This window comes from Thiohalocapsa sp. (assembly GCF_019695415.1).
GTDB lineage: Bacteria > Pseudomonadota > Gammaproteobacteria > Chromatiales > Chromatiaceae > Thiohalocapsa.
The window spans coordinates 1-9,938 of sequence record NZ_JAIFKJ010000610.1; the positions used below are offsets into that span (position 1 = coordinate 1).

General features: G+C 65.6%; 11 protein-coding genes and 1 tRNA gene. 9 read left to right on the forward strand and 3 right to left on the reverse strand.

Annotated features, from left to right (window positions below; all coding sequences use genetic code 11):
• Window positions 1–282 precede the first annotated feature (282 nt).
• Both modB and modC read left to right on the forward strand, forming a co-directional pair.
• Window positions 283–960 carry a molybdate ABC transporter permease subunit gene (gene modB / locus I6U14_RS16695; protein ID WP_296900769.1) on the forward strand — a complete coding sequence of 226 codons (678 nt, stop codon included), beginning with the start codon at window positions 283–285 and terminating at the stop codon, window positions 958–960.
• A 4-nt stretch (window positions 961–964) separates the two neighbouring features.
• Window positions 965–2,038, forward strand: coding sequence for a molybdenum ABC transporter ATP-binding protein (gene modC, locus I6U14_RS16700; protein ID WP_296900771.1), 1,074 nt, complete (start codon window positions 965–967; stop codon window positions 2,036–2,038).
• Between the two features lie 166 nt (window positions 2,039–2,204).
• Here the strand turns inward: modC and I6U14_RS16705 are convergent.
• Both I6U14_RS16705 and I6U14_RS16710 read right to left on the reverse strand, forming a co-directional pair.
• A tRNA-Pro gene (locus I6U14_RS16705) sits at window positions 2,205–2,281 on the reverse strand.
• Between the two features lie 157 nt (window positions 2,282–2,438).
• Window positions 2,439–3,407, reverse strand: a complete 969-nt coding sequence (locus tag I6U14_RS16710; protein WP_296900773.1) for a polyprenyl synthetase family protein — start codon at window positions 3,405–3,407, stop codon at window positions 2,439–2,441.
• A 396-nt stretch (window positions 3,408–3,803) separates the two neighbouring features.
• On the opposite strand from I6U14_RS16710, the gene I6U14_RS16715 reads away from it, so the two are divergent.
• From I6U14_RS16715 to I6U14_RS16725, 3 genes are all read left to right on the forward strand, one after another.
• Window positions 3,804–4,466 (forward strand): LON peptidase substrate-binding domain-containing protein, encoded by a 663-nt coding sequence (locus tag I6U14_RS16715; RefSeq protein WP_296900775.1) that lies wholly within the window; start codon window positions 3,804–3,806, stop codon window positions 4,464–4,466.
• Between the two features lie 84 nt (window positions 4,467–4,550).
• A complete protein-coding gene (locus tag I6U14_RS16720; protein ID WP_296900777.1) occupies window positions 4,551–4,877 on the forward strand; it encodes an iron-sulfur cluster assembly accessory protein in 327 nt (108 codons plus the stop codon).
• 79 nt (window positions 4,878–4,956) lie between these two features.
• Entirely contained in the window at window positions 4,957–5,391 is a 435-nt protein-coding gene (locus tag I6U14_RS16725) for a SufE family protein (protein ID WP_296900779.1), read from the forward strand.
• Window positions 5,392–5,430: 39 nt separating this feature from the next.
• Here the strand turns inward: I6U14_RS16725 and I6U14_RS16730 are convergent, their stop codons facing one another.
• Window positions 5,431–6,105 (reverse strand): Fe2+-dependent dioxygenase, encoded by a 675-nt coding sequence (locus tag I6U14_RS16730; protein ID WP_296900781.1) that lies wholly within the window; start codon window positions 6,103–6,105, stop codon window positions 5,431–5,433.
• A gap of 108 nt (window positions 6,106–6,213) precedes the next feature.
• Between I6U14_RS16730 and I6U14_RS16735 the strand changes: the two genes are divergently transcribed.
• From I6U14_RS16735 to I6U14_RS16750, 4 genes are all read left to right on the forward strand, one after another.
• Window positions 6,214–6,822, forward strand: a complete 609-nt coding sequence (locus I6U14_RS16735; protein ID WP_296900783.1) for a hypothetical protein — start codon at window positions 6,214–6,216, stop codon at window positions 6,820–6,822.
• Between the two features lie 110 nt (window positions 6,823–6,932).
• On the forward strand, window positions 6,933–7,313 hold the full coding sequence (locus I6U14_RS16740) for a hypothetical protein (protein WP_296900785.1): 381 nt from the start codon (window positions 6,933–6,935) through the stop codon (window positions 7,311–7,313).
• A gap of 48 nt (window positions 7,314–7,361) precedes the next feature.
• The gene (locus tag I6U14_RS16745) at window positions 7,362–9,161 is read left to right on the forward strand and encodes an SLC13 family permease (protein ID WP_296900787.1); all 1,800 of its coding nucleotides are present in this window, start codon (window positions 7,362–7,364) and stop codon (window positions 9,159–9,161) included.
• Between the two features lie 296 nt (window positions 9,162–9,457).
• Window positions 9,458–9,938 (forward strand): hypothetical protein (locus I6U14_RS16750; protein ID WP_296900789.1); only part of this gene is annotated, 481 nt, incomplete at its 3' end.

Consider the following 9,938-nt stretch of genomic DNA (forward strand, 5'->3'; position numbering starts at 1 on the left):
GCGGTGAAACTCCCAAGGGCTCCGGCTGTACCGTCCCCGCCGACCTGCCCTGGCCCATCCGGCAGGATGCCGCGATCCTGGAGCGCTGGTCGGGGTACCCTGCGGTGAGGTCACTGTTCTAGTATCTGAAAGGGGATAAGGCGCAGCGCGTGATTCGGAGCTTTGGGTATATCACGGAATAGATGGGCGAGGTGCGAGGGGCGAGGACACCCCATCATCGTCACCGACAGCTGTGCCGCACGCACCGCGCACCGCGCACCTCGAACCTCGAACCTCGAAACCATGATTCTCTCCGACACCGACCTCGAAGCCATCGCCCTCACCCTGCGCCTGGCGGCGGTGACGACGCTGATCTTGTTCATCGTCGGCACCCCCATCGCCTGGTGGCTGGCGCGCACGCGCTCGCGCTGGAAAGGCCCCGTCGGCGCTGTGGTGGCCCTGCCGCTGGTGCTGCCGCCGTCGGTGCTGGGCTTCTATCTGCTGGTGACCATGGGCCCGAACGGGCCGGTAGGCTGGCTTACGCAGACGCTGGGCATCGGGCTCCTGCCCTTTACCTTTTGGGGGCTGGTGGTGGGCTCGGTGTTCTACTCCCTGCCCTTCATGGTGCAGCCGGTGCAGAACGCCTTCGAGGCCATCGGCGAGCGCCCATTGGAAGCGGCAGCTACCCTGCGCGCCTCCCCGCTGGACCGCTTTTTCACCGTTGCCCTGCCGCTGGCGCTGCCGGGCTTCGTCACTGCCGGGATTCTGAGCTTCGCGCACACCGTCGGCGAGTTTGGTGTGGTGCTGATGATCGGCGGCAACATCCCGGGTGAGACCCGGGTCGCCTCCGTGCAGATCTACGACTATGTCGAGGCGCTGGAGTACGCCGATGCTCACCGACTGTCCGCGGTACTCTTAGTGTTCTCTTTCGTGGTGCTGCTGGCGCTCTATGCCTGGCGCCCGGACCGCGGGACGCGCTGAGCCGATGATCTACGTCGGCTTGCGAATCGAATGGCCCGGCTTCTCGCTGGACGTCGACGAGCAGCTGCCGGCGCGGGGGGTGACGGCCCTGTTCGGGCATTCAGGCTCCGGCAAGACCACATTGCTGCGCTGCATCGCCGGTCTGGAGCAGGCCGCCACCGGACGCCTCAGCTTCAACGGCGATGTCTGGCAGGACAGGGATGTCTGGGTGCCGACTCACCGCCGCCCCATCGGCTATGTGTTCCAAGAGCCGAGCCTGTTTCCGCACCTGACGGTGCTCGGTAACCTTCACTACGGACAGAAACGCAGCCGCCAGGAAGACCGTCAAGCGGCGAAGTTCAACCTGGAGCACGCCATCGATCTGCTCGGCATCGGCCACCTGCTGAAGCGCAAACCGGCAGCACTCTCCGGCGGCGAGCGTCAGCGCGTCGGCATGGCTCGGGCACTCGCGGTGAGCCCGAAGCTGCTGCTGATGGACGAGCCCCTGGCCGCACTGGACCTGGCCCGCAAGCAAGAGATCCTGCCGTACCTGGAGCGGCTGCACGACGACCTGGAGATCCCGGTGCTGTACGTCAGCCACGCCCCGGACGAGGTGGCGCGCCTTGCGGACCACCTGGTGGTGATGGAGGGCGGGCGGGTGCTGGCGAGCGGCCCGCTCAACGACACCCTGGCGCGGCTCGACCTGCCGATTCGCCTGGGCGAGGACGCCGGCGTTGTGCTGGACGGCCACGTCGCCGAGCGCGACGAGCGCTGGCACCTGCTGCGCGTCGCATGCTGCAACACAAGTCTCTGGGTACGGGACACCGGCGCCGACCTCGGCGACCACGCCCGCGTCCGCATCCTCGCCCGGGACGTAAGCATCGCCCATGAGCCCAAAGAAGGCACCAGTATCCTCAACACACTGCCGGCGCGCGTCGTCTCCCTAGGCGACGACGCCCACCCCGCTCTGTCGCTGGTGAAGCTCGCGGTGGACGGCAAGCCGGTACTCTCGCGCGTCACCCGTCGCTCCGCCGAGCAGCTCGGCCTAGCGCCCGGACAGCAAGTCTGGATCCAGATCAAGGCGGTGGCGCTGTTGTAACCGCGACCAAGCGCCCGCGTCCTTCCTCAGGACGCGGACCCGCCCCCTCCCGCTACCATCTGCGCGACCACCTATACGTCGAGACGCCGCCGTTGCCCCAAAAGGAAACGGCCGAGAGCTTCGCCAGCCCTCGGCCGTTTAGCGCCCGCGATATCGGGCGGTTGTATGGTCGGGGTGAAAGGATTCGAACCTTCGACCCCTGCCTCCCGAAGACAGTGCTCTACCAGGCTGAGCTACACCCCGATGGTGGTTTGCCGCGGATAATTCCGACGGCGGTGGCGGCGTTGGGCCGCCGATGCTGTCGGTGCGACTGCCAACCTTACTGCGGTTGCCAAGGTGGGCAGCAGGCGGCCGGGAACCGCCTGAGACATCGTGCCGGTGCCGGCGCGTCCGGCATGGATCAATAGGTGCGGGCCACAGCGAAATCAGCCGTTGCCAGCATGGCGTGCTTGGCATCCGTCTCCGGCAGGCCATCGAGGGACTCTCGAGCGGACTGCGCGTGACGCCTAGCAAGCTCGGTAGTGTACTTGAGTGCATCGGTGTCGACAATGGCCGCGACGACATCATCGATCCGCTCGCGCCCGCCTTCCTCGATGGCCTTGCGCAGCATGCTGCGCTGCGCCTCGCTACCCGCCACCATCGCACGGATGACTGGCAGGGTGGGCTTGCCTTCTTCGAGGTCGTCGCCGATGTGCTTGCCAATGGTCTCGCTGTCGGCGTCGTAATCGAGTGCGTCGTCCACCAACTGGAAGGCGATGCCGAGGTGCATGCCGAAGTCGGCGACGCGGTCCTCAAGCGTTTTGGGCACCTCAGCCAACAGGGCGCCGAGCCGCGTTCCTGCCTCGAACAGCGTCGCCGTCTTGCGCTTGATGACTTCCATATAGCGCGCTTCGTCCGTGTCCGGGTCATGGCTGTTTAGCAGCTGCAGCACCTCGCCCTCCGCGATGCGGTTGGTGGCGTGCGAGAGCACGTCCATGACGCGCATGATGCCGACGTCCACCATCATCTCGAAGGCGCGGGAGTACAGAAAGTCGCCCACGAGCACACTCGCTTCGTTGCCCCAAACGGCGTTGGCGGTGTCGCGGTTGCGGCGCAGCTCGGAGCCGTCGACGACGTCGTCGTGCAAAAGCGTAGCCGTGTGGATGAACTCCACGATGGCAGCGGTCTCGAGGTGGCGCTCCCCTTGGTAACCGCAGGCACGCGCGGCGAGCAGGACCAAGAGCGGGCGCAGCCGCTTGCCGCCGCTGCCGACGATGTAGTGACCAATCTGGTTGATCAGCACCACGTCAGACTGCAGGCGCTGGAGTATGAGCTCGTCGACAGCCTGGAGATCGTCGGAGACAGGTGCCCGAATTGCGGAAAGATCCATGGGCTACTTCGCGCGATAGGAAGCCGAAGATCGTAGGGGTCTCGGCTCGGAACTGTCAAGGTGAGGCGACGGTTTCGTCCGCCTCACCGCCTGCTTGCCGCACCGCGCACGCAGCGCTGACGCTGCCGTTGCGACGGCCGCTCGCCATGAGTGGGGCGAGTCGCGCGGGTGGCGAGTCTGTAAAGCTCTATGGACCCCACCGGCGATCCAGGGTTCGCTCCGACACTTGGGCGCTGCGCGCTCTGCAGGTCTGCTGCTGGCGTGTGCGCCGCGCAGAGGCGCGCGCCCTCGCAGCAGCCGCGACCGTCCCCATCTCTGAACTTCAGCCGGGCACGTTGTCCCAATCCGCACTGGGCCGCCGGCCCTGCACGCTATCCGCCTCGAGAGAACGCCGCCGTGAGAAGTCCCTTTCTGCAAGCCTTCACCGATCTCCCGCGAGAGCTCCCCATCTTCCCCTTGGGCGGGGCGGTGGTTCTGCCCGGTGTGCAGCTCCCGCTCAACATCTTCGAGCCTCGCTACCTGAACATGGTGTCGGCGGCGCTTGCGCAGGATCATCTCATCGGTATGGTGCAGCCGCGCGCCGAGGCGGTGGGCGACGCGCCGCCGCAGGTCCACAGCATTGGCTGCGCCGGGCGCATCACCTCTTACAGCGAGACCACTGACGGCCGCATCGTTTTGGTGCTGACCGGTCTCTGCCGATTCGAGGTCGCCGAGGAATTGGCTGAGCGTGATGGCTACCGACGCGTACGCCCGGATTGGAGACGCTTTGCGGCGGACTACGAGCTGGATGGCGGCGCGATTGGCGACCGCGAGCGTTTTATGGGCTCCCTGCGCGCCTTTTGCGACCGACGCCGAGTGGAGGTGCCCTGGGACGACATTGGACAGATGGAAGACTACGACCTAGTCAACCTGCTCTGCACCCACCTGCCGCTCGGCGCCGACGACAAGCAGGCGCTGTTGGAGACAGACGGCGTCGGCGCGCGTGCCGACCTGATGCGCGGTCTGATGGAAATGTCAGCCTTCGGTAGCGTCGACGCCGGCAGGGAGCAGCGACACTAATCCAACAGCAGGGGCCAACCCTTGAAATCCCGACCGGGAAGGTTTACTAGGGCACCATCGAAACATCGACACTGGAGCAGCATCATGGCAGTCACCCTCACCGACGCGGCCGCCCGCCACGTCAACAGCATGCTGGAAAAACGCGGCCACGGCATCGGCCTTCGCATTGGCACGAAGAAGAGCGGTTGCACCGGCTACGCCTACGTCGTCGACTACGCGGACGACCTGGACGACGGCGACCAAGTCTTCGAGAGTCACGGCGTCAAGGTGGTCGTGGACGATGCAAGCCTCGAGCGCATCGACGGCATGGAGGTGGATTTCGTGAAGTCGAGCCTACTCAACGAGGGCTTCGAGTTCCGCAACCCCAACGTCAAGGACGAGTGCGGATGCGGCGAGTCCTTCAGCGTCTAAGCCGGCGTCCGCGGGGCGCGATCTTTCAGCCCTGCTCGCGACCTCGACCCCGCCCGACAGAGCAGCTCGCCACCGCACCATGAGCACAAGCAGCGAGATCGAAGACATCATCGACACCTTCGACCTGCTCGGTGATTGGGACCAGCGCTACGAGTACCTAGTCGAGCTCGGCGAGCGTATGCCGCCGATGGACCCGGTAAACAAGGTCGACGCCAATCGTGTCATGGAGTGCATGAGCACCGTGCATGTGGTACCAGAGCGCGTGGACGAAACCAACCGGCTGCGCTTCCAGGGCGATTGCGACACCGCCATCATCAAAGGCGTTGTGGCGCTCTTGGTACAGCTCTTTTCGGACAAGACCGCCGAGGAGATCGAAGCGACGGACGTTGACGCCCTCTTCGAAGGGCTGAAGCTGGAAGAGCACTTAAGCCCTAACCGCCACGTCGGCGTCTACGCCATCGTCAACAAGATGAAGGGCCAGGCAGGCGAGTATCGAGGCGCGAGTGGCGAGTAGCGAGGCATCCCCTCGCCCCTCGCTTCTCGTACTTAACATTCAAACCTCGCCCCACATCCGCACCAAATTGCTGTAGCTGCGATCCACCTGTGCGGTGTGATCGGCGTCGGGGGCAGTCTTCAGCAGGTGTTCTCTTGCCAGATTCATCTCATACAGGAGCTCACGGCGGGCCGGGTCGCGGACATAGCTTTGTATCCATGTCAGCGCCACCAGGCGCTCGCCGCGGGTTACCTCGGCAACCCGGTGCAGGCTCGAGGACGGGTACACCACCGCATCGCCCGCGGGCAGTTTGACGCGGTTGTCGCCGAAGCTGGTGCGGATCACGAGCTCACCGCCGGTGTAGTCCTCCGGCGCATTCAGGAACACGGTCATGGACACGTCCGAGCGAAAGCGCGGACCGTTGCTGCCCATAATCGGGTCGTCCACATGGTCTCCGTAGGCCATGCCCGGGCGATACCGGGCAAAGATGGGGTCCGCCACCCGGTGCGGGAGCACACCGAAGCGAAAGGTCTCGTTGTGGCCCAGGCTCGCCATCAGAATACGAATCAGGCGCTGGACGCGCTCCGGCTCTTGCCCCAGCTCCTCGTTCCGCTTGACCCGCGCCGCCGCGAATCCAGCGCTGAGCTTGCCGTCGACAAACTCGCCGCCTTGCATGATCTCATGCAGCTTGGCGAGTTGGGCTTCGTTCAACAGGTTCGGGATCGTCAGCAGCATGTCGGGCTCGAGAAGATGTTGCAGTCCGTGTTCCGCAGGCCGTGCCGGCGCACGCCTTTGATACCATAGGTCAAGCCACGCCTCACAGCCGCTCGTGGAGGGCGAAACATGATCCTCAAGGCCATCATCGAGGACCAAGAATACAGCCTCAACGTGCCGGAGCACGTGCTCGCCGGTTGCGACGACTATTGCGACAAGCTGGACGCGGACATGGACGCGGGCTGGCAGATGAGCCGGGAGTGGGTAGCGCAGCCGAACCGCGAGCAGCGCTGCCAGATCGTCGCCGACAAGCTGCTGACCGCGTTGGAGAAAGAGAATCACAAGCTCGGCATGCTGATGGCGGCCTACATTCTGAAGCGGCTGCCGAACGTGGCGACAGTGGAGCTCGACATCCAAGGCGAGATCCAAAACAACAGCTTCCGCTTCCATGACGCACCGACGGCCGCAGACGATGCGGCCGCGGCCACGGGTGCCGTCGAGCAGGCCGCCGCGGCCGCCGGCGCGCCAAAAGGCCTGAACCGCATGCAGGCCATGGCCCAGGCCGGCAATGATGTCACCAAGGTGTTCAAGGTGGGCAAGGCCTGGCGGTTCTCGGTGTATGACCATGCGAGCAGCACCTGGCAGGAGTCGCCGCTCATCGCTACCGAGCAGGAGGCGGAGCGCCTGCGCCAGGCCGCCTTCAGAGAGCGCTACGAAGCCCTTATCGCTGAGACTTGATCGCCCAGGCTTGATCGCCCACACCTGATCAGCAAGAACTGAGCCCGACGCCGGCCAACACCCCGGCGCACCCCAACCAACGCCGCGTCGCGCTGACTGCCCTGCCTTCGATGCACGCCGCCACCGCCCCTGGTCCCAAGCCCTACGATGTCACGGCGCCGCTCGCGCTGCGCTGGCGCAGCAGCGGCACCGCCAAGGTGGTCGCAGCCTGCTTCCCGCATCCCGACGGGCTTCTGTATCTGGACCTCTTCTGGCATCGGCAAACGCCGGCGCAAGCGGCGCACCTGCTGCGCGGCGAGCTGACGGGCGAGGGCCCTTGGCGCATCGGCGATTGCGTCATCAGCGTGCTCGGCTGCCACAACACTGACCCGGACCTCGCCGATGACTTCGCGCGCTGGCGGGAATATCTCGAGAGCGATGCGGCGGCGGCAGAGTATCCGCCCCCCGGTCAGATCCGCGACATCGCCCGCCTGCTCGGCGCGAGCGTCTGAGCCTGCTCGCCTCTAACAGGCTAAGGTCAGCGCGAGCGCAATTCGGGCGTGGACGCCACCACCAGCGGACTCACCGACCTCGGCTGGCAGGGCTGGCTCAGCATCGCGCTGGTGGTATTTTGCTTCATCCTCTTCCTGCGCACGCGCGTCGCACCGGACATCGTGACCGCCGGCGCGCTGACCCTGCTGCTCGTCACCGGCGTGCTGACCGTGGAGGAGGCGCTGGCGGGCTTTGCCAACCCGGGCGTGATCACCGTCGCCGTACTCTATGTGGTGGTGAGCGGGCTCACCGAGACCGGCGCCGTGGGCTGGATCGGCCAGACACTGCTGGGCCGCCCCCGCAGCGAGCAGGACGCACGCCTGCGGCTCATGCTGCCGGCGGCAGGCCTGAGCGCTTTTCTGAACAATACACCCGTGGTGGCGATCTTCATCCCGGCGGTCATGGACTGGGCAAAGCGCCACCAGCTGTCGCTGTCGGGGCTGCTGCTCCCGTTGAGCTACGCCAGTATCGCCGGCGGTACCTGCACGCTGATCGGCACCAGCACCAACCTGGTGGTGGACGGCATGTACACCACGCGCACAGGCGAAGCGGGCCTGGCACTGCTCGAGCTCGCCTGGGTCGGCATTCCCGTGGTCGTCGTGGTCATCGTCTATCTCCAGCTCTTCGGCGCCAAGCTCCTGCCGGCGCGGACAGCGGCGACAGACAGCTTCGCGGACGTCCGCAGCTATACCGCCGAAATGCTGGTGCCGCCGGGCAGCCCGCTCGCCGGCAAGCGCATCGAAGCTGCGGGCCTGCGCCAACTCCCCGGTCTGTACCTGGTGGAGATCGAGCGCGACGGTCAGATTATGCCGGCGGTGTCCTCGCAGGCAGTGCTGCGCGCCGGCGATCGGCTGGTGTTCGCGGGCATGTTGGATTCGGTGATGGATCTGCAGCGCATGCGCGGCCTGCGTCCGGCGACGGAGCAGGTCTTCAAGCTCGGCGGCAAGCGCCGGGACCGCTGCTTCGTGGAGGCGGTGCTGTCCAACAAGAGTCCGCTTGTCGGCCGCTCGGTGCGCGAGGGCCGGTTCCGCGCCCATTACAACGCCGCCATCATCGCGCTCTCGCGGGGCGGCGAGCGGGTGCAGCGCAAGATCGGCGATATTGTGCTGGCAGCGGGCGACACGCTGCTCCTCGAGACCCACCCCGAGTTCGTACTGCAACAGCGCAACGCCAAAGACTTCTTGGTGGTGGCCCAGTTGGGCGACGATCACCCGCCGGCGCATGAGCGCGCGCCCGTCGCCGTCGGCATTGTCGCCGGCATGGTAGTGAGCGTCGCCGTCGGACTCTTCAGTATGCTGGAGGCGGCACTGCTTGCCGCCGGCGCCATGGTGCTCACCCGCTGCACGCCGGGCCGTATCGCCCGCCGATCACCCGACTGGCAGGTGCTGTTGGTCATCGCCACATCGCTCGGCATCGGCACCGCGCTCGAGAAGACCGGTGCCGCCGGCATGCTCGCGGGCTCACTCATCGGCCTGGCCCAGGGCATGCCTTGGCTGTCCCTGTTGCTGGTCTTCGCCGCTGCCGCGCTCCTGACGGCGCTTGCCACCAACAACGTCGCCGCAGTGCTGGTGTTCCCGGTGGCGATGGATGCCGCGCGACTCATGGACGTGAGCCCTATCCCGTTCATGGTCACCGTCATGATCGCCGCCTCCGCGGCCTTCGCGACCCCCATCGGCTATCAGACGAACCTGATGGTCTACAACGTCGGCGGCTATCGCTTCGCAGATTTTCTGCGCGCAGGTATCCCTCTGACCCTCCTGGTGGGCACCGTGACGGTGCTGCTGACCCCGGTCATCTGGCCTTTCTAGGGAAATGCCGATTTACTGACCATCTTGGCCAAAAATCGGCGGGGCGTCCTGTCCCGAACGGGAAGCGCCAATCAAACTGCACTTCCCGAGGAGACATGTGTCATCTTCAATTGACACATCTAAAGAGATTTTTGTGTCAATTATACTTCACACATCTTCAAAATGGTTTAGACTCTAGCTGGCTGTCCCGCCGACGGCCCCCTGCCCCGCGCCTCGTCCGCCGCCTTGGCAGGCTCACCCCGACATACGGGTTCAACGGCCGTCGGCCTCTCCCCCTGCCAGTTGGAGGATTCGACGTGTCCGCTGCCGCAACCGATCAAGCCCCCACCCAAAAGCGCGATAATGGCTTGAGCCCGCTCGGGCTGGCCCTGATCCCGCTGCTCGTGCTCTTCGCCGCCACCGTCGTCCTGTTCTGGCTGAGCCAGAGGGACATGTCCGGAACCTACAAGTACTGGGAGATCTTCGTGCCCGTGGTGGCCGTGGTCTCGCTGGTGTCGGGCTGGACCCAGGCCTATGTGAGCAACAGCAACCGCGTCTGGTACCTGCTGCGTCAGGTGATCCATTGGGGCGCTCTCATCGGGCTTCTGTACCTGCTGAACTCCCAGGGTTATCGGGAGCTGATGACCGACCAGCAGTACACCGCACTCATGATCTACCTGCTCGCCCTGGGCACGCTGCTCGCCGCGGTGCAGATGGACATCAAGCTGATCTTCTTCTCGGCCTTCCTGGCCTTCTGCGCCTTCCTCATCGCCGTGCCGGCGGACAATCCAACCCTGA

Coding starts and splice junctions, on each gene's coding strand:
- I6U14_RS16710 (WP_296900773.1), bottom strand. CDS start 3,407: ATGGATCTTTCCGCAATTCGGGCACCTGTCTCCGACGATCTCCAGGCT.
- I6U14_RS16730 (WP_296900781.1), bottom strand. CDS start 6,105: ATGCTGCTGACGATCCCGAACCTGTTGAACGAAGCCCAACTCGCCAAG.
- I6U14_RS16740 (WP_296900785.1), top strand. CDS start 6,933: ATGCACGCCGCCACCGCCCCTGGTCCCAAGCCCTACGATGTCACGGCG.
- I6U14_RS16735 (WP_296900783.1), top strand. CDS start 6,214: ATGATCCTCAAGGCCATCATCGAGGACCAAGAATACAGCCTCAACGTG.
- I6U14_RS16720 (WP_296900777.1), top strand. CDS start 4,551: ATGGCAGTCACCCTCACCGACGCGGCCGCCCGCCACGTCAACAGCATG.
- modB (WP_296900769.1), top strand. CDS start 283: ATGATTCTCTCCGACACCGACCTCGAAGCCATCGCCCTCACCCTGCGC.
- modC (WP_296900771.1), top strand. CDS start 965: ATGATCTACGTCGGCTTGCGAATCGAATGGCCCGGCTTCTCGCTGGAC.
- I6U14_RS16725 (WP_296900779.1), top strand. CDS start 4,957: ATGAGCACAAGCAGCGAGATCGAAGACATCATCGACACCTTCGACCTG.